Raw genomic sequence first — 19,487 nt, 5'->3', positions numbered from 1 at the left:
AGTTTCGATTCATAAGAAAAACAAAAGAACAACATTGTAATAAGTAGCAAATAGATAATTCATTCCTAAAAGTAGCCACTTTATTCGATTATCCTCAAGTTTTGTAGAGAAATAGAGACCCATCAAGCCGGAAATCATTATGAAAAGCAACAAAGGGATAACAAGCCAAGATTTAATAGTATTTGAATGGAAAGCCAACAAGTAATGGATTCCAATAAGCGAACTGATCGATATTAGCATCGGTAGACCTAGACCGAACAGATAGAATGTTTTTTTCTTTTTTTGATAGTCTAATGTTACGACTGCTCCAAAATACAACACACATACTAACAACAACTCCCACCTAGGTAAACTTATCCACCCGATGATCCACCCAATGATGTAAACAAGCCCTACTCCGCAAGTCAAAAGAAAATGAAGAGCAATCACTAGCCATTTTACTTTTATAGAATCCATTCTTCTTGAAAAAGCTAAACTGATACCACTTAAAATCCAACATGAATACTGGACGATTAGAAACCCTATCACTTCATGACGAATATACAAATGACTGCTGAGCAAAATCATACAGAAGACTAACAGAACCACCGATACCCTCTTACTTTTCTTACTTTCTATTGATAACATTCAACTCGCTCCTTTTTAATTGTTTGCTTCGTTGCTGACTTCAAAAAGTTTGAAACAAAATAAATAGAAATTGGAAAACATTAAAATATGTAGCAAATAGATAATTGATAACTAACAACATCCATCTTACCTTCGCAGATTTGATCTTTGTCGAAAAATAAAGACCTGCTAAGCCGGGGAAGGATATGAAAATCATTAAAGCTGCACTTTGAAGACTATTTCCATAATAGAAATGAGCCACCCCTAGACACCAGCCAGACAGTAACATAGATATACATAACCCGACCAAATTGATAGTTAGTTTCATTTTTTCTCCTTTTGTTTTTAATCCTCTTTTTCTTACAACAGAAACGTTCCGCCATTTTTTACCAACCAAAAATGATCCAGTTAAAGATACATATCAAATTCGATACTATAACAATCGCTTTTAAACATTTAGAATTGATTTTTGTTGAAAAAACCAGGCTTAACCCACCAAATAACCAAATACAAAACATTATTCGTATACGAGTCCCATCGTCGTTATAATTTATTGAAGGGAAAAAAATAGTCAAAGCTATACAAAGCACTAGTAGACTTATTGAAATGATTGTACACGTCTTACTTTTTAATGGTAACATTCACAAATCTCCTTTCCGATTGATACATGGCTATCTTAATAAATGACCATAAAATTGCATCATAGTAAGATGGGTAGCTATTAGATAATTTAGTATTATCAGGAACCATCTCATTCTTACAGACTTGACTTTTGTAGAAAAATATAGTCCTGTTAATCCTGGAAAAATCATCATAAGTAACATATATACTCCTTGAGGGCTATTTCCGTAATAGAAATGAGCTATCCCGAGACACCAGCCAGACAGTAACATAGATACACATAAACCGATCAAATTGACATCTAATTTCATTTATTTCCCCTCATTTTCGTTTTTTATTGAAACAACAAACTAAAACAGAACAATTTACATAGCATAAATCACCCAACTATAAATACCAATCAAATCAAGTAGGATAACTAGCATTTTTAACCTTTTAGAATTGATTTTTGTCGAAAAAACCAAACTCAAACCACCAGTGCTCCAACAACAAAATATTATGGACACTAAGAACTGAAGATTATTTTCTATAGAAGGATGAAAATAAAAACTAGCTGAAATGAAACAAATTGACAACAAGCTTATTGAAATGATCGTACACGTCTTACTTTTTAGTGGTAACATCCACACATCTCCTTTCTAATTGATTGATACTTGTCTATCTTCAAAAAAACTCTAAACAAAAAATCTAGAAATTTGTTATTTAAAAATAAACAAATAAAAAATATAATAACGAAACAAAACAAACAGATATACAAATCAACACGTCTGTTCAATACTCATTCCTACCAAGAAATTGTATCTTCTGTAGACTATCTAACCCCAAATAAAATATAACGTCTTTGATTTTATTCGTAAAAATTAAGTTAAATGCTAATTATTTCATTAAAGATAACAGTTCTCAATCATCGATATAGCTGATTTTACTCTTTGGTGTTATGTGCAATATACGCCTAGATTAAATAACTTATACATTTTATTTTCAAGCTATCATCATACTTATTCATATGTTATTATTCTAGCATAAAACAAGGAGGGATTACATTGAAATCAAAAATTAAATTGTTTCTGACTACCTGTTTACTCGCCGTCGCATTTGCCATCCCAATCACGACTGTACATGCTGATACAGATACCCAGCAGATATTGGAGGAGTATTATGAAGAATTCAAAAATGAATACGCTTCCTTCGATCAGACATTTGAAGAATTCACTTCGAATTATTACAATCAACCATTCAATTCCGCGATTTCCGAAGAAGACCAATTGCGTGACTACCTAAACACCGTCAATGAGCACTATATTCGTAAAGAAGCCGAACAATTATCCAAAGACCCGCCTCTTTGGTCATTCAATATCGGAAATGCTTTGGAGAATATCACTTTTGAAAAAGTACCGACTTATCATAAATATGATCTGATGAATATCGTTCAACCAGGAGATATCATTTTCGAACGGAAAAGGGCTGGAATCACTCCAGTATTTCTTCATCATGTGATGATCGTAGAAGGCATTTATGAAGAGACACATAGCATCAATGGAAAACCAGAGACCTTCACATATATCCGAACTATCGAAGCAACTGATTATAGTCCTATACTTGAAACAAAAGCTGGAGGCGTTGTTTACGGTGTCTTGGATGATGAACGATTCGATTATACTGATTCAACTATTTTAAGAGTTCCAGCAGGGACAACAGCACAAAGAAATGCAGCCATCTCATTTATGCGTGGACAATTAGGTAAACAGTATAGTGTATGGGGAGATATAATGGGACGGGATCGCTCATCCACTAGAAATGACTGGTATTGCTCTTCCCTTATCTGGGCTGCATATATGAACGCAACACCTGATGGTAGAATCGATGAGCTAACTAATGAAAATGATCCTAGTTTCCAAGGTATTGATTTAGAAAGAACAGATTTTATTAACGGAATGGGTGTAACTCCAAATGATATAAAAAAATCCGATAAAGTCGAAAAAATCAATCCTTTTTTCGTAAATTATAAAGATTACGCAGAAAACATACGATGGTCGAACGCCGGCACTCCTATAGATGGCGAAGATTTCATTTTTAGCCGCGGTTCCAACTCATACACCTTAAGGAATGATTATTATTTCATCGCCACGGACAAAAATAACGGTAGACCTTATGCAAGTACACGTCTTACTTTCGGGCGTAATCATTCTGGAACGATCGTCGTAGAATTCGATATGTTCACCCGTTTTCTTTTAACAGACGAAGCAAGAGCCAAATTTTCTGACAGGAATATCCCGCTTATTCCAGAGACGATCGAAGATCATGATGTTCCGAACTATGTGATGAACTGGATCAATACCTATACCCAATGTTCGTTGGAGATCGTTTATTCTAACAATATCTCTACTGACAACAATCACTTAAGATATAATCCTTCTTTTACAAAAATCACGAAGAAAAAACATCCAGTCAATCCTTATCAGATCAACCAAGTCGTCCATACACCGCCTGCCTTCACTCAGCAAAGATTTGACTATACAGAGAACCTCAGTATCTATGACAAATATGAAATGACGCGACCGAATCCTTTCAATGCAGATGTTTCTTATAATCGAGCTACACCAAGCTGGTATTATTTTTACAATAATTATCATGCGTTGATAAAATTAGAGAATGGTACCTATCGCCACGCCTCTTATCTAAGGATCCATGGTTCATTCACAACTGCTGCTTCTGTCAGGAATGGTTATGGCTTCAATCATGATTTCACGATGACGGACGAAGCAAAAGCGATTTATGGGAATTATTTCTATCATATCGGCGTGAATCAGTCAGTGGATTATGCGATTGACTGGCTAAACCGATACACAAAAGAAAACACCCTGATCGTCTATTCCACTAATATAGATAATGATGTTAGGAAATTGAATGATGGTACTCCACGGTCAGAAAAGCAGTTAATGATCAAGGGAAATTCGTGTACTGTATTTTGTAGTTCCTCCTTACAACATATGACTGTATTACTAAAAAATAGGATAAAAAGCCGCGCCAAAAAGGGACGACTTTTTATCCTATTTTTGAAAATCAGGTACTTCAATTCTTTTATAACATGCAGCGAACTGTTTTTCTATTTTGATCCTTATGGCACAGAATTGGGCAGCAGGCTCAAAAGCTTGTATTTGTGGGGACAAGTCCTACCCAATCAAAAACACGAGAAGCTGTTTTTGATTGCCTGTTCTTATCACTTGATGCAGGGCAGCTTTTTCACGACCTCTTTGCTTCATATATTTCTTTGATTTGCTTTTCGGATAACGGCGTACCGAATGGCAGTTTTTCTTTTAGAAGGTCTCTTTCTGGTGCGTCTACGCCTACATTGACGACATTTTCAATGGGTACACTATAATGATGGATATGCCCGTGAAGGTTTCGAATGGTGTCGTTAGGTCCGAGTAACATTGGATAATGCGTCAAGTAATATTGCTGATGGTCGAACTTCACGATAGCACCTACGTCATAAAAATAAAATTTGGGACTGCCATCAGAAAGTCCAGGATCGTTTTTTTCTAAATAACGGAAGAACGCACGACTGTCATGATTCCCTTTGATCAAGTGGATCGTTCCTTGCAGTTGACTGACTAATTCTAAGATGTCTGCATTTGCTTTTTCATACTGCGGATGCATGGCAAGATCACCTAGATGATAGACGTGATCCGTTTCTTTTACTACTGCATTCCAGCTGGTGATCAACTGTTGGTTCATCTCATCTACATTTGCAAAGAGTCGCGGAGCAAAGTCATTTTCTCCTAGTAAACGCTCATGAAAAAAGTGCATATCACTCGTAAAATAATTCATGTTTCTCCTGCCTCCCTTTTCCTTAGAGTAAACAAAATTGCTGATCGGAGCAACTCATAACATCTAAAAAAGCTGTGAAAAAACCACTTGATTTCAAGTAGGAAGAAAATTTTTATCACCGCTCCTTTTCTATTCGTTTTCTTGTTCACGGTGTTCTTTCACCAGTTTTTTCTGTAATTCTTTATCATAATTTCGAGCAACGGGTGTCAAAAATAAAACGATCCCGCATAAAAGCGTACCAATTCCCGCAATCAGAAACATCTTTTCTACACCAATCTTATCTGTCAAGGGGCCGGCAAATATTAAGCCAATCGGCCCTGGCAAAGTCATTAATGAGTTGAATACACCTAAGACTCGTCCTAAAACGTTCGGTTCATAACTCTGTTGGATGATCGCCATCAGTAAGGTATTGAAATAAGGTGTGGCAAAACCTGCCCCGGCATTCAGTAAAAGAAAATAAAAGAATCCCTGTGTTGTCCCCGGCAACAATCCACTAGCCCCAATCGTGGTACCTACGACTACATAAGCCATGAAAATCGGCTTCATCCGGTCTTTCCATTTTCCAAAAAAGCCAATCACCGCTCCACCTGCAAGCATTCCTACTGAATAGACTACTTCGACAAGACCCGCCTGTCCTACATTTTGACCAAAATAGCCCATCGTCATCAACGGATACAGACTGGCAGCTGGCATAAACAATAACGTGAACACAGCACCGTTGAGCATGATATGCCAAAGACCTTTATTCTCGTACAATTTTTTCACACCAAATTTTGTATCTGTCAACAAATGAATGGTTTCTCCTTGCGAAATAACCTTAGGGATCGTCACAAAAACAAGTAATCCCACACCAAATACCGCGCCTAGCACATCAAGCAAAATCAGCCAATTGATAGGTATCACTGTAAATAAAAATGCACCTATTGCAGGCGCAATGATAAAATTCGCTGACTGGACCATGCCTAGCTGTCCATTGATACGTGTCAGCTCTTCTTCTGGGACCATCGTAGGAAGGATCGATTGGATCGTCGGCATCTGGAAAGTTTGAGCAATTGCACGAATGAACAACGATACAAACACTAGCCACAACGGAAATGTGTCAGAAATCGTACCGACTACTACCAAGACCATTGCAAACAACGCGACAATGATATCTGTCAAAATCAACAATCGCTTTTTGTCCCAACGATCCACCAACGGACCAGCAAACGGACTCAGCAAAACCATTGGGATCATACCTAATAACGTAGCAAAGCTCAAGATTGTTGCTGAACCTGTTTCTTTCGTCAGATACCAAATGATTGCATATTGCACGATCATACTCGTGATTCCAGATAAAAACTGACCTGTCAAAAACAAGTTGATATTTTTACGCCAATGTAAAACCGGCTCCTTTTCTTCTCCCATATCCTTCCCCCACTTCTTCTAAGACTTATCGTCCTTACGTAGCTAGAATTATACTTGATTATTTCCTTGAAACCTAGCTGTTTGTTCAAATACCATCGTTATATATTTTCAGTTTTGGTAAAAAAGTAAAATTAGCAGAAAAAAAATCAGCAATCATGCTAAACTAAGAAAAAACTAGGAGGGCATCAGTCATGAAAATCAACTTTCAGACCACTCTTACCCCTGAAGAAATCAAAATCGTACTTGAACAGACACAAGGTACGATCTGGATCAGCCACAAACTACCTAAGCTTCCAGAAAATGCTTTTATCTCTTTTATCATCAAAAGGTGTGTACAGCAATTGGGAAAACAGTCCAACCAGAAACAATCGATACCGTCATCATGATCCAGCTTCCTTGGGATATAGAAGCCGATTATATGATCTACATGCTAACCGAACAAGCAGAAAAAGCTGGTCTTACAATAGCCAAAGAATCGTTCCCTTCGATTCCTGAAACGGCTAGAAAGAAAATGGCAGAACACCAAGAGAAGATTGCTGCTATACTAAGTACATTTGGTTATCCAATCGATTTTTCCGTGCCATCTGCCGCTGAAGATACGAAGAAAAAACCAGCAAAAGCTCGTCATCGCTGGTCAAAAGAAGTCAGTGAGATTCCTTTTACCGTCGATTTCAGGGGAAGTCAAGCAACGCTTTACTGGATCAAACGAAATGAATTGCTGATCAAAGCAGGCGCGACGCTCGTCAAAGATCCTCCTTTAAATAAAGACGGCTCATTAGGTTATGCTGCAAAATATGGGCAAAAGCTACGAGATGATTATAAAGACAAGATTTCAGGCACAACCACGATCGAAGATATCATCGTAAAAAGTGTGAATGAGGCAAGCTTGCTGTTGTACTTTGCCGGAACAAATAGTTGGTTGGAAATAGTGGATGAACATGGAAAATCCATTGATGAGTGGACGAGAGTCTGATTTACAGCAGAAAAAATAAAAAAGACAACTATTTTGTGTCGTCCTTTCAAAGTTAGAGATCTAACGATTAGGCCGTTTCAAAACTAGTTGTCTTTTTATATCCACAGGTTATTCGACTTTTTCGAATAACCCTCGACTGATCATCCCATCCATCAAAAAATAGAATTTATCTTGACTCATTTTCTGTTTTGGATCTTTGAAAATATTGACTGCTTTCAGTCCGTTTGCTGTAGTGATCGACATTTTCAATGTTTGGATATCTTTTGATACAGTGATTTTCAGTTTGAAGCCTTCTTTGCTTTGCGGCGTTGCATCTAATGGTCGGATCAATTGATAATTGCCTCCGTTTGTTTCTGTAAACCCATTATCGCGCAATGTATATCTTTTTGCATCAGGATGCAAACGATAGCTGATTGGTGCGCCAAGTACAGTTGCTGTTGTTTCAAATGCCATGATTTTCACCTCGATAAAATTAGTTTCTCTTTATTATAAAAGTTTATCCTGATTTTTACTAGGTTTTTCAGTTAAGTTCCCTAAAAAATGAAGGCGTTCTCTCAGACATCCGTCCACATCAGAATGACTTTATTAGTTATTTTTTGACAGCACGAACTAATTGATCAAGGAAATAATGGATGTCTTCTTCAGTATTATCTAATCCAAAGCTGATACGAATGGATTCTTTTAGTATCGGCGTATCTTCTCCATACATCGCTTCTAATACGTGAGAAGGTTCGATGTTCCCTGCTGTACAAGCCGAACCAGTAGAAATAGCGATTCCGTTCAGATCAAGCTTCATCAGTAGCAAATCATTTGCTTCGCCAATCAAGCGAAGATTCAACACATGAGGGAGTTTATTCGTTAAATCACCATTTACTTGATAAGGGATTTCGTTTGCTTCTAATGTATCAAGAATCAATTGTTGGAATCCTTGATATTTGTTGTTACGTGCTTCACGTTCTTCAGGTGATAGCAGTTCAACTGCTTTTGCCATTCCCCAGATTCCTGCTAAGTTTTCTGTACCTGCACGCCGCTTTTCTTCCTGCTCGCCACCTAAAAGCAAGGCAGGGATATTTACTCCGTCTCGTTTATATAAGAAACCGACGCCTTTTGGTCCATTGATTTTATGAGCAGAGATACTTAATAAATCGATCCCTAATTCTTCTGGATGGATCGTTTGGTTTCCATAAGCTTGTACCGCATCTGTATGGAAATAAGCTGGATGATCCGCTAAAAGTTCACCGATTTCTTTGATTGGCATCAAATTTCCGATTTCATTGTTCCCGTACATCACAGAGACCAAGATCGTATCTTCTCGCAACGCTTTTTTGATCTCTTCGATCGACAGATTTCCTTTTTCATCTACAGGCAGATATGTAACGTCAAACCCCTTTGTCTCTAAATATTTCATGGTATTAAGAACAGCAGGATGTTCGATAGCTGTAGTGATTAGATGTCTGCCTTCTTTTTGACGCGAGAACGCTGTTTCTAAGATAGCTGTATTATCCCCTTCTGTTCCCCCACTATTAAAGATGATCTCATGAGGTTTTGCTTGCAGACTATCTGCAATGATTTGTCTTGCTGTTTCCATTTTTTCATGCGCGTGGCGGCCAAACCCATGTATGCTTGAAGGATTACCAAACGTTTCTTGCATGATCGCCGTCATCGCTTCAATTACTTGCGGATGCATGGGGGTAGTTGCCGCATGATCCAAATAAATAGTTTTCACTTCATTCATCCCTTCCAAATTATCGCTAGGCACATTCTAGCATAAAACAGCGAATATACCAAAGAAGAGATTACTTTTACCTAGAAGGCACTTAGTGTAGCGAAAAAAAGACTGCCCAAAATAAGGTGCAGTCTTTCTTCTCGTTGCTAATTAATCTTCTCGTTTTTTGTCTTTTTTCTTATTCGAATTCTTTTTCTTCCAGACGGAATAACGGACTCATCGGTGTATTTTCATGGATGCGTTTGACCGCTTCACCCATTAATTCTGAACATGTCACGATCGTTAAGTTTTCTGGATGACGATTTTCTTCTGTGAAAACAGAATCAGTGATACAAATATCTTTGATTGGTGCATTGTCTAAAATGCTTTTCGCATGATCGGACAATAATCCATGTGACGCACAGGCATATACTTCTTTTGCGCCGTTTTCTTTTAATACATTTGCTGCTCGTGCAAGCGTTGCTCCGGTGTTCAAGATATCATCTACCATGATACATGTCTTTCCTTGAACATCACCAATCACATAACCACCCTCCGTTGAAGCATCATCTGCATGGTCTACGATGGCTAATGTACTGTTCAAATATTCTGAAAGACTACGTGCACGCTGAACGCCGCTGTTTTTTGGCGACACAACTACGATGTCATCTCCCATCAGACCTAATTGACGGTAATAATGAGCAAACAATGGCATCGTAAATAAATTATCTACAGGAATATCAAAGAATCCTTGTACTTGAACCGTGTGCAGATCTAAAGTCAGTACTCGAGTTGCCCCTGCTTCTTCGATCAAGTTAGCAATCAATTTCGCAGTGATCGGTTCATGAGGTTTCGCCGTGCGGTCTTGTCTAGCATACCCATAGTAAGGCAATACGACATTGATCGTTTTCGCACTTGCTCGCTTCATTGCATCAATCATAATCAGCAGTTCCATGTAATAGTCATTGACAGGTGCATTCGTTGATTGAACGATGTACACGTGATCCCCACGGATACTTTCTTCAATATTGATGGAAATCTCCCCATCACTAAATTGCTTCACGACGCTTTTACCTAATTCTGTTCCAAACACTTTCGCGATTTTTTCAGCTAATGGACGATTCCCATTCAAACTAAAAATCTTCAACGTGTCATCCTGATACTTATTACTCATGTAGTCCTCCCCAAAACTTCTCTATTCTTCGATAGTTTAACATATTTTCCCAAGATTTTCTGTTAATTTCAGCAAATTCTTAAGGAAGTGAAACTGTTCCGTTACTCCAACTGGCAGGAATAACTTTATGGTAGTCCCCCCAATTGTCGTGTACTTTGTAATAACGTTCCCCTGTTTCAGTTTCAAAATAAGCATACGCCGTCACCCAATGATTGCCGTAAGTACTACCAAGTACTTTCAGGATTCCAATCATCACAGGCTTGCCTTCACGTATACGTTTTGTGGCTCGCTGCCATGAACCTAGAAGAGTTGCTCGTGCACGCTCGTGATTGCCATTCTTCTTTAAAAAACTAGAAATCCCTGTACTGACTTGAAAAGGGATCGTAGGAAGGCCTAGTGGTTGGATTTGGCTACGCAACGCCTTTGTCAATGCCATCGAGTTAGACGTGTTTTTCTTGCGGATCTCTAGGGGAAGCATCCACTCTTTACGATAGTCTTGATAGTAGGCAAGTAAAACCGCCGCCGCATAAGTCCCGCAAAGATAACCTGAAGGAGTAGCCCATTTCTTATATCTTAAAAAACGTTCTTCTGGCAATCCCACCCAACAATTTACGAGTTCTTTTCCTGACCTTTTTTCTTCGATCAAAACAGGCACCTCTTCTTTTCCGTTGATCCATTGAGAGAACTCGATTGGTGCTTCATTGAGCAGTCTCCATTGGCTACGAGAAATGCCCTCTTGATAGGTATATTCTGCTGGAGAATATTCTGTCGGATGTCCTGATTGATCGATGATCACATAACTTTGATCTTCAAAAATCAGTGCTAAAAAAAGCCGTTCGCTTTTTTTTGACTGTAGTTGCTGGGTGCTGGCTAATTTTTTGATTTTTTTATCTATTTTAAAATAGAAAGGTTTATCCACTACTTGTTTCAGTTGGGATCGCCTCCTTTTTTTCATTATAAGTGAACGATTGAAAAAAACAAATCAGTTTGATTGTCCGAATTTTCAAATTTTTTTATGTTCTATTTGTTAATTCCTTCATTTTGTAAGATAATGGGCACACGAAACAAAAAAGGAGCGATCGATGAATGAACAAAGAACGATTGAAACAAGATTTCTATGAAGCAGTCAATGAAGAATGGCAAAAAACAGCAAAAATCCCTGCAGATAAACCAGCTACAGGCGGTTTCCAAGACTTAGTTGACGGAATCGACCAACTTTTGATGGGAGAAACAGACGATCTGCTTGCCCATCCAGAAAAAGTATCTTCAGAAAAAATGAAACATTTCCTTGCTTATTATCAATTGGCAAACGATTATGACCGAAGAAATGAGTTGCATGCTCAACCACTTCAGCCTGTAATCGAGAAAGTTGAATCATTGCAGTCTTTCGACGAATTGAATGAGCAATTCCCGGAATGGTTGTTGGATACACTACCATTGCCATTTAATCTAGATGTAGATGCTGATATGAAGAATGCACAGACGAATGCCTTCTTTGCTTATCCGCCTTCTTTATTTCTTCCAGATAAGACGTATTATGCACCAGAACATCCTAACGGTGCACAACTAATGGGCGTTTTCTTTGATATGGCAGTTCAATTATTGGAGCTTGCTGGCAAAGAAAAAAGTCAGGCAGAAGCAATCACAGAACAAGCAGTGCAATTTGATAAATTGATTGCTCCTCATGTAAAAAGTGCAGAAGAAAACGCAGATTACAGCAAAATGTATAATCCGCAATCTTTTGACACATTTATTCAATACACAGATAAACTTGACTTGAAAAAACTTGTCACTAGTTTGATTGGGACAACCCCAGATAAAGTGATTGTCACTGATCCAGTGTACTTTGATCATTTGAATGACATCCTGACAGAAGCTCATTTTCCCTTATTCAAAAGCTGGATGATCATTAAAACAGTACGTTCTCTTAGTGGGTATCTATCAGAAGAATTCCGCCAAGTCAGCGGAATCTATTCTCGCGTATTGTCTGGAACAGACGAAGCAATGCCTCAGAAAAAAGCAGCTTATTACCTTGCTTCTGGTCAATTTGATCAAGTCGTTGGTGATTACTACGGGAAAAAATATTTCGGCGAAGCTGCTAAAAAAGATGTAGAGCAAATGGTGAAAAAAATGATTGCCGTTTATAAAAAACGGCTAGAAGAAAATGAGTGGCTTGGGGATGCAACAAAAGAAAAAGCCGTCATAAAATTAAATAACTTAGGTATCCAAGTCGGTTACCCCGATAAGATCCCAGCACTATTCGACCAATTCAAAACAGTGCCTGCAGATCAAGGTGGTACTTTGCTTTCAAACACCCTTGCTTTCAGCAAACTCACATTAAAAGATCGTTTCAGCAAATGGAATAAACCAGTGGATCGTTCAGAATGGGAAATGAGCGCTGATACAGTCAATGCTTATTACCATCCATTCCGGAATGTGATCGTTTTTCCGGCAGCCATCCTTCAAGCGCCATTTTACAGTCTAGAACAATCAAGCTCTGCTAATTACGGGGGAATCGGAGCTGTTATCGCTCATGAGATTTCCCATGCATTTGATAATAACGGCGCTTTGTTTGATGAATATGGCAACTTGAACAATTGGTGGACAGAAGAAGATCTTGCACAATTCCAAAACAAAGCACAAGCAATGATCGAAGAATTTGATGGCCTGCCTTTTGCTGACGGAAAAGTAAACGGAAAATTAACCGTTTCAGAAAACATTGCGGATGCAGGCGGTCTAAGCTGTGCATTGGAAGCAGCAAAAACAGAATCAGATCTTTCTATCGAAGAATTCTTTGTCAATTGGGCAACGATTTGGCGTACAAAAGCAAAAAAAGAATACCAACAACTTTTACTGCAAATCGATGTTCATGCCCCTGCTAAACTCCGAGCAAATGTGCAACCCAAAAACCTTGACGAATTCTATGAAACATTTGGTGTCACGGAACAAGATGCTATGTATCTAGCGCCAGAAAAAAGAGTGCGAATCTGGTAAGAGGTTGTGAAAAAGCTGTCCTGCATCAAGTAATAAGAACAGCCAAACAAAAATAGCTCCTCATATTTTTCGTTTGGTTGGGCTTATTACCGCAGATGCAAGCTTTTGAACACCGTATATCAGAGGTTGCGAAAAAGCTGTCTTGCATCAAGTAATAAGAACAGCCAAACAAACACAGCAAGTGGGATCTCATCTATAAAAATGATAGAAGGAAGTGGAACGAATGGACGTCTCACTTCCTTCTTTTTTTACTTTCCTCAACTAATTGTTCTACCTTATCAAAAGGATACAGTGCGTTTATTTTTTTCGCTGTTTCATGACATAAGCAGCTACACCGATTAACAAAATTCCTCCAGCTACTGCTAACAACGGGCTATTAGACTCTCCCGTTTGTGGAAGTCCTTGAGCGCCATCTTTTTCCCTTTCTTTTGCTGCCCCATCTGGATCAGAAGGTTTTTCATTTGGCGATCCATTTCCTGGATTTTCCCCTTCTGGTTCATCAGTTCCTGGTGGCACACTGACAGCTTCTCGCACTGTGATCGCTTTTTGCTGGGTAACAGGTTCTGTATGAGCAACCCATTTTTCACCATCAAATATTTCCGAACGATAAGTGACTTCTAGCGTATATTCTCCTTTTGAGGGTGCTGAAAAAATAGCGGTATGATTAGAAAATTGAGCACTTGACTGTGTTTCAACGATTTGGATCTTTTCTGGGAAATAACGCATATCTTCAAAGACAGGTGTTCCTTGATTTGGTGTGAATGTTGACACAGATACTGTAAAAGGCTTCAGTTCGATGATATTTCCTTCTGCATTCTCCGTCACACCATTTGCCTCTTGGATAATGATTGGATTATTTTGTTCGTTTGGTTTTGTCTGATTTGGTTCTTGTACGATTGCATATTCTGGATACTCCGAAGACGGTGAGGTTTCTCCGTCAAAAGTAGCACCTACAGATAGTGGAAGACCATCTACTCTTCCCTTTTCTGTTTGACGATTCTCCGGTTTGATTTGCATCAATCCATGGACATGGATGCTTCCATTCGCATAGCGCGTAACAGGCTGCTGCCCTTCTTGCGAATGTGTATTTAGAGATTCGATCCAATCTTTTGATACGGTATGTCCAAGAGTATTTTCTGATTGTTTCTCTCGTTCATTCCAATAGTAGTTCAACGAGTGATAGATTTGATCTTCGTTTTGATTCAATGGGCGGATCTGCTCTCTCATCTCAAGATTTTCTGTTCGGAAAGATAAGATACCAGAAGCATGGAAGTCTGTGTTTCCTGCCGAAGAGGTATAAAGAGCCACATTATAGGAACCATTGTTGAAGCTTGTACTGCTATTGACGATAATATCTGTTCCACTATTGGAATCGATTCCTTTCGCAAGATTTTCGAAAGACAAACTATTGATCAATTCATGAGGGCCCGATAAAAAGGAACCACCCATTTTGAATCCATTGCCGTTCCCTTCTCCTTCAACTCCCGGTACCCAACCGTTTCGATAAGCAACTGAGTTTTTGATGACTACTTTCCCGATCGAACCTGTTTCATTTTTAGCAAAAAGATCCCAACCATCATCTGCATTATGATAAGCGATACAACCGTCAAATACATTCCCTTCTCCTGTCGTCAGTTTGGCCGCAAATCCATCGGCATCTTCAAATCCCGGGTCAGCATTTTCAAAAGATGTACAGTTCTTGACTAAGTTATGCGCTGGCCATGCTTCGAAAGGATCATTTGAGCTACCACTGATTTGGATTCCTGTATTTCCATTCCGATAAGCATGAATCTCTTCAATCAAATTATGGTTTCCAGAAATCTGCAATCCTTTTTGCATAGCAGCACTATTTGTAACGTCAAACCCACGTAAAACCCAGTAGTGACTAAACAGTGTCATCCCATTTCCAGTTCCTTTAAAATCAAGTACAGGTCGCTTGTTTTCTTGATTTTTCTCTGCAATCAATTGAATCGGGTTTTCTCTAGTCCCGTTAACTCCTTTTGGAATCGTTAATCCTCTTTCAAAGGAATAAGTTCCAGGAGCCAGTACGATTGTCTGCCCAGCATATGCGTATCTCAATGCTTGCGTCAGAGATAACGGATTTTGTCTGCTTCCGCTTCCTGTATCTGACCCTTCCGGTGTTACATAAACTGTCGAGTATTTAGGTTTATGGTAGTCAACTGTATGCAGGATCTCCTTTGTTTCATAACTAGCCATCTCTACGTATTCTTCTGGCGGATAGTTTTTATCTGGCGTAAAACTGAAAGTAAATTCGTTCGTTCCTTCCATCAGTTTTGTCTGATAATCAAATTCCCGATTTGCAGTGATTGCCAAGTCTTTCGCGTTCTCAAGTACCTCTCCTGTTGCTTGATTTTTGATTGTTAATAATCCGTCAGCATTTGCTCTAAAGGACATAGTATGGTCTTGGTTTCCTGAATGATTACTAGAGGTCACAGTGTAAATCGGATCAATCAAGCGAGTGGGCCTTTCTTGTCCAGGAGGATCTGTCGCAGGATCTGAGTAAGCCACTTCGATTCCTTCTACCTTGATCGTCATATTCCTTGCTGCAGCAAATCCTGCATAGATAACCGATTCATCGGAAGCATATAGCTTTTCCCAGTCATACATGATGTTAGAAGCTAGTTCTTCCCCTGTTTCAGGATCGTAATAATATGCCTCTAAACCAGTGTTCGTTTTTTTCATCTCTACATCTAGTTTAGTAATCGAATCCGTAGCCGGAAACAGATTCCCATGACCGTTTCCGAATATATTATAAGAACCTGCTTCTTTTTCTAAGAGCCCTGCTGAAGTCTCTAAAGGCGTTGTTTCCACTGAGACACTCCCAGGAGCAGGTGCGGCTTGAGGATCTTCAGATGATATCCCTGTGATTGCCCGTGTCCCCAATCCAAGTCGCATCGTATATTTACTGCCGTTCGTGTTGACCACTTCTTGTCTATCCGAGTCCCAGACATATTCGATCCGACTGCCCAGTATAGCAAATGAATTCGAATAAAATGCTTGCCCAAACAAATGATCTTTTGGCACTGTGTCTCTCACCATCAAAGCAAATCCTTCTTGAGCATTCGTATAGGTCCAAGATTCTATTTCAATCGTCGCCCGTATCCTAAAATTGGTATCTTTCGGAATGGCTTGATAATAATAGGTCATTCCATCTGATCCGCTTGACTGGAATTTCCCACCGTTATTCGTGGAAGAAAGCCGCACGCCGTCTTCTAATGGTTCAATCGCATATCTACTGGCACTTGTGCTTTCTCCGAAAACTACCCCTTTCCACTCTTCAGGAACTTCATCAGATTGCTTTTCTGCCTTTTCATTTTCTGATTCTTTTATCATAGGATCATTTCCTTCTTCCACATCCTTCTCTTCACTAGCCGTTGATTCTTCCTCCAATATTGACGTTTCTTTGCTGTTCACGTGTGCATTTTGTTCGTTCACAGTCTGTTCGTTAGCAGCAACTTCAACGACAGAAGTCAAAATCGAGGTACTAAGCATGAGGATATTCATCATTAGTGCACTGTATTTTATTTGTTTTTTTATCAAGTCCATCCCTCCTGAAACAAGTTAGAAAGCGTTTACCTAAAGTATTACCTAATTTATTTTTGCTGTCAATAAAAAACAAAATTATAATAAGTGATATTTTATAAAAAGAAAAATATAACTTTAGTTGTTAATAATAAAGGGATTTATTATAGTTGAAATTATATTTTTGATAAAAAATAACAAATAAAAGAAGAGCGTAAAACAATGTGATTCGTTTTACGCTCTTCTTTTATTATTTTTTGATTTTTATTTTAAAAAAAGTTTTGTTTTTTATAGAATCTCTGCACCTAACGCGGATTCAAAATGTCTCAATGCCCATTCGTGTCCGACAGGATCAAAACTTGCCACGGCATCTTTGAAAATATGGAGTTTGTATCCTAGATTATACGCATCAACTGCTGTATGCAACACACAAATATCTGTACACACGCCGGACAAATAAACATCTGTGATCTGACGTTCTCGCAAACGAATGTCTAGATCTGTTCCACTAAAAGCGGAATAATGCCGTTTGTCTATCCAATAAACATTTTCTTGCTGCTCATGCTCTTGGTACAAATTTTTTAAAGAGCCGTACAATTCCCGTCCACTCGTTCCTATCACATTATGCGGAGGAAATAAGCGGTTCTCTGGATGGAAAGAATCTTTTGGATCATGTGCATCAATGGCAAAAATGACAAAATCCTTTTGCTCCATAAACTTTTTTGTGTGGGCAGTCAGCTTTTTTTCAATTGCTTGACCTGCTGCACCAGTCGTCAGCTTTCCATCCTCTGCAACAAAATCATAGGTATAGTCAATCGAAATCAATGCGTTCATCTTAGTCCTCCTTATACGAGATGTTTGACAAATTCGATCACCATTTCTGCTGATCGCTTGCCTGCGTCTTCGATAAATTCATCAAAGCTTTGTGTCGCCGAGTGATCTGCTGTGTCACTCATTGCACGTACGATCAAAAATGGGATATTGAACTGACGGGCCGTCTGTCCAACAGCGGCTCCTTCCATTTCACAAGCTAAAGCTTCAGGGAAATTCGTTAAGATTTCTTTGATTTTATCTGGAGAGTCGACAAATGTATCGCCTGTAACGATCAATCCTTCTTTTGCATTCAAATCCGTTGCTTTTGCTGCTTTAGCCATTTCACTGCGCAAATATGTGCTTGCTTCATAATATAGAGGCATTCCTGGTAATTGACCTGGTTTGTAGCCAAATCCTGTTGCATCTGCATCAAAGTAAGCTACTTTGTCTGATATAACAATGTCGCCTACTTGTAAACCTTCACCGATCCCGCCAGCTGAACCTGTATTGATCACCATGTTCACGCCGTATTGTTGGATCAACAGACTTGTGGTAATAGATGCTAAGACTTTTCCTATACCGGAACGTACGACGATCACTTCGTGGTTACCTAATGAACCTGAAATAAATAAAGCGCCTGCGCGTTCCCATGATAATGGTTCGCTTAGGTTCTCTCTCAAAATTTTTACTTCTTCTTCCATTGCGCCGATAATACCGATTTTCATCTTTTTAATTCCTTCTTTCTATATAAATGCGATTGCTAAAAAAACCACACATAACATTAGGATAACAATAATAAGAGATTTCATCAAAAAAGAGTTCCATTTGGTCGTCTTTTCTCGTTCACTGATCCTTGTTTTCGTGATTGGTTTATTCTTTTTGCTTTCTTTACGATAAAAGCTGGCAATCTTTTTTTCTTCTTGCTGATAAGCTGTTTCTGCTTTTCGCTGTTTTTTTAATGACTCGCTTGCTTGTGCTTGTTGTCGCTTGCGAAGTTCGCTTCGCGTAATAAGCGGTCCTTTGGCCATAAGCCGATCCCTCTACTTTCCTTTGGTCAATAATTCCCAGTATTGAATCGCATAAATCGTCTTTGCATCACAAATCAACTGATCTTTCATCGCTTGTTGTGCCTCTTCAAGAGTTAGATGATACAGCTCCAGTACTTCGTCTTCATCTTGAGCTAAAGGATTCTCGACCTTCTCTACTCCTTGTGCATGATAAATATGAAGGACTTCATTTGCAAAACCTGGTGAAAGATACATCGAAGTAAGATGGCTCAGCGACTTCGCACGATAGCCGGTTTCTTCTTCTAATTCTCTGGCTGCAGTCATTTCAGGATTTTTTCCTTCTCCTGGATCGATTTTTCCAGCTGGGATCTCCAAGATCACTTTTTCTAAAGGCTTTCGAAACTGTTTGACAAGGAGCAGGCGGTCATGTTCATCAAAAGCAATGATCCCAACACCGCCAGGATGAAATACCAGTTCCCTCTTCGAAGTTCCTCCGTCTGGTAAACGAACTTCATCTACAGCAACATCGATAATTTTCCCGCTATAGATTTCTTTGCGACTGATTGTTTTTTCTTCAAATTGCTCATTGTTCAGCATATCTTCTCCTGCTTTCTTTGTAATCATAACTGCTTTTTTTTCATTTTTCAATTTTTCTCGAAAACTCCCTATTAGTTTACCATAGATAAACCTTAGATTTTCTCTAAATATAGAAAATCCTTCTTTAGTCCGATACTCTTTCTAGTAGTCAGTATGCTAAAATAAGAATGTAATCGAATAACGGAAAGAATTCAATACTCAATGATAAATGACTTG

14 protein-coding genes and 1 pseudogene are annotated in these 19,487 nt (G+C 38.8%); 3 read left to right on the top strand and 12 right to left on the bottom strand.

The window, feature by feature from the left end; translation table 11 throughout:
• Window positions 1-9: 9 nt before the first annotated feature.
• Window positions 10-627, bottom strand: a complete 618-nt coding sequence (locus tag AB3I27_RS10125; protein ID WP_222897005.1) for a hypothetical protein — start codon at window positions 625-627, stop codon at window positions 10-12.
• Between the two features lie 1,643 nt (window positions 628-2,270).
• Here AB3I27_RS10125 and AB3I27_RS10120 point away from each other — a divergent pair.
• Window positions 2,271-4,502, top strand: coding sequence for a YiiX/YebB-like N1pC/P60 family cysteine hydrolase (locus AB3I27_RS10120; RefSeq protein ID WP_235688731.1), 2,232 nt, complete (start codon window positions 2,271-2,273; stop codon window positions 4,500-4,502).
• Here the strand turns inward: AB3I27_RS10120 and AB3I27_RS10115 are convergent.
• Both AB3I27_RS10115 and AB3I27_RS10110 read right to left on the bottom strand, forming a co-directional pair.
• Window positions 4,471-5,058 (bottom strand): metallophosphoesterase family protein, encoded by a 588-nt coding sequence (locus AB3I27_RS10115; protein ID WP_002313362.1) that lies wholly within the window; start codon window positions 5,056-5,058, stop codon window positions 4,471-4,473. The two genes, AB3I27_RS10120 and AB3I27_RS10115, sit on opposite strands and share 32 nt — an antisense overlap.
• Window positions 5,059-5,187: 129 nt before the next feature.
• Window positions 5,188-6,465, bottom strand: coding sequence for an MFS transporter (locus AB3I27_RS10110; protein WP_002308213.1), 1,278 nt, complete (start codon window positions 6,463-6,465; stop codon window positions 5,188-5,190).
• Window positions 6,466-6,656: 191 nt separating this feature from the next.
• Between AB3I27_RS10110 and AB3I27_RS10105 the strand changes: the two are divergent.
• A pseudogene (locus tag AB3I27_RS10105) lies at window positions 6,657-7,438 on the top strand (hypothetical protein).
• 108 nt (window positions 7,439-7,546) lie between these two features.
• On the opposite strand, the gene AB3I27_RS10100 reads toward AB3I27_RS10105, so the two are convergent.
• From AB3I27_RS10100 to AB3I27_RS10085, 4 genes are all read right to left on the bottom strand, one after another.
• Window positions 7,547-7,891, bottom strand: a complete 345-nt coding sequence (locus tag AB3I27_RS10100; RefSeq protein ID WP_002286736.1) for a DUF1831 domain-containing protein — start codon at window positions 7,889-7,891, stop codon at window positions 7,547-7,549.
• 136 nt (window positions 7,892-8,027) lie between these two features.
• The gene (locus AB3I27_RS10095) at window positions 8,028-9,173 is read right to left on the bottom strand and encodes a cysteine desulfurase family protein (RefSeq protein ID WP_002308210.1); all 1,146 of its coding nucleotides are present in this window, start codon (window positions 9,171-9,173) and stop codon (window positions 8,028-8,030) included.
• A gap of 169 nt (window positions 9,174-9,342) precedes the next feature.
• On the bottom strand, window positions 9,343-10,317 hold the full coding sequence (locus AB3I27_RS10090; RefSeq protein ID WP_002308208.1) for a ribose-phosphate diphosphokinase: 975 nt from the start codon (window positions 10,315-10,317) through the stop codon (window positions 9,343-9,345).
• A gap of 79 nt (window positions 10,318-10,396) precedes the next feature.
• Entirely contained in the window at window positions 10,397-11,272 is an 876-nt protein-coding gene (locus AB3I27_RS10085; protein ID WP_002308207.1) for a hypothetical protein, read from the bottom strand.
• Window positions 11,273-11,403: 131 nt separating this feature from the next.
• Here AB3I27_RS10085 and AB3I27_RS10080 point away from each other — a divergent pair, with 131 nt between their 5' ends.
• Window positions 11,404-13,311 (top strand): M13 family metallopeptidase, encoded by a 1,908-nt coding sequence (locus tag AB3I27_RS10080; RefSeq protein ID WP_047927562.1) that lies wholly within the window; start codon window positions 11,404-11,406, stop codon window positions 13,309-13,311.
• A gap of 297 nt (window positions 13,312-13,608) precedes the next feature.
• Here AB3I27_RS10080 and AB3I27_RS10075 read toward each other — a convergent pair whose 3' ends face one another.
• The 5 genes from AB3I27_RS10075 to AB3I27_RS10055 all read right to left on the bottom strand — a co-directional run bounded on the left by AB3I27_RS10075 (window position 13,609) and on the right by AB3I27_RS10055 (window position 19,271).
• On the bottom strand, window positions 13,609-16,878 hold the full coding sequence (locus AB3I27_RS10075) for an LPXTG cell wall anchor domain-containing protein (protein WP_368022985.1): 3,270 nt from the start codon (window positions 16,876-16,878) through the stop codon (window positions 13,609-13,611).
• A 264-nt stretch (window positions 16,879-17,142) separates the two neighbouring features.
• The gene (locus AB3I27_RS10070) at window positions 17,143-17,688 is read right to left on the bottom strand and encodes a cysteine hydrolase family protein (RefSeq protein WP_002308201.1); all 546 of its coding nucleotides are present in this window, start codon (window positions 17,686-17,688) and stop codon (window positions 17,143-17,145) included.
• A gap of 11 nt (window positions 17,689-17,699) precedes the next feature.
• Window positions 17,700-18,392, bottom strand: a complete 693-nt coding sequence (locus AB3I27_RS10065; protein ID WP_002308200.1) for a 5'-methylthioadenosine/adenosylhomocysteine nucleosidase — start codon at window positions 18,390-18,392, stop codon at window positions 17,700-17,702.
• 18 nt (window positions 18,393-18,410) lie between these two features.
• Entirely contained in the window at window positions 18,411-18,695 is a 285-nt protein-coding gene (gene macP / locus AB3I27_RS10060; protein WP_002286760.1) for a cell wall synthase accessory phosphoprotein MacP, read from the bottom strand.
• A gap of 12 nt (window positions 18,696-18,707) precedes the next feature.
• A complete protein-coding gene (locus tag AB3I27_RS10055; RefSeq protein ID WP_002329574.1) occupies window positions 18,708-19,271 on the bottom strand; it encodes an NUDIX hydrolase in 564 nt (187 codons plus the stop codon).
• Between the last annotated feature and the right edge of the window lie 216 nt (window positions 19,272-19,487).

The organism is Enterococcus sp. C46, assembly GCF_040887565.1.
Lineage (GTDB): Bacteria > Bacillota > Bacilli > Lactobacillales > Enterococcaceae > Enterococcus_B > Enterococcus_B lactis.
This window is presented reverse-complemented; position numbering and strand designations above follow the sequence as displayed.

Excerpts from the sequence above, each read along its gene's own strand:
- AB3I27_RS10065 (WP_002308200.1), bottom strand. The coding sequence starts at position 18,392 with ATGAAAATCGGTATTATCGGCGCAATGGAAGAAGAAGTAAAAATTTTG.
- AB3I27_RS10070 (WP_002308201.1), bottom strand. The coding sequence starts at position 17,688 with ATGAACGCATTGATTTCGATTGACTATACCTATGATTTTGTTGCAGAG.
- AB3I27_RS10085 (WP_002308207.1), bottom strand. The coding sequence starts at position 11,272 with ATGAAAAAAAGGAGGCGATCCCAACTGAAACAAGTAGTGGATAAACCT.
- AB3I27_RS10125 (WP_222897005.1), bottom strand. The coding sequence starts at position 627 with ATGTTATCAATAGAAAGTAAGAAAAGTAAGAGGGTATCGGTGGTTCTG.
- AB3I27_RS10075 (WP_368022985.1), bottom strand. The coding sequence starts at position 16,878 with ATGGACTTGATAAAAAAACAAATAAAATACAGTGCACTAATGATGAAT.
- AB3I27_RS10115 (WP_002313362.1), bottom strand. The coding sequence starts at position 5,058 with ATGAATTATTTTACGAGTGATATGCACTTTTTTCATGAGCGTTTACTA.
- AB3I27_RS10090 (WP_002308208.1), bottom strand. The coding sequence starts at position 10,317 with ATGAGTAATAAGTATCAGGATGACACGTTGAAGATTTTTAGTTTGAAT.
- AB3I27_RS10110 (WP_002308213.1), bottom strand. The coding sequence starts at position 6,465 with ATGGGAGAAGAAAAGGAGCCGGTTTTACATTGGCGTAAAAATATCAAC.
- AB3I27_RS10055 (WP_002329574.1), bottom strand. The coding sequence starts at position 19,271 with ATGCTGAACAATGAGCAATTTGAAGAAAAAACAATCAGTCGCAAAGAA.
- AB3I27_RS10095 (WP_002308210.1), bottom strand. The coding sequence starts at position 9,173 with ATGAATGAAGTGAAAACTATTTATTTGGATCATGCGGCAACTACCCCC.
- AB3I27_RS10100 (WP_002286736.1), bottom strand. The coding sequence starts at position 7,891 with ATGGCATTTGAAACAACAGCAACTGTACTTGGCGCACCAATCAGCTAT.
- AB3I27_RS10080 (WP_047927562.1), top strand. The coding sequence starts at position 11,404 with ATGAACAAAGAACGATTGAAACAAGATTTCTATGAAGCAGTCAATGAA.
- macP (WP_002286760.1), bottom strand. The coding sequence starts at position 18,695 with ATGGCCAAAGGACCGCTTATTACGCGAAGCGAACTTCGCAAGCGACAA.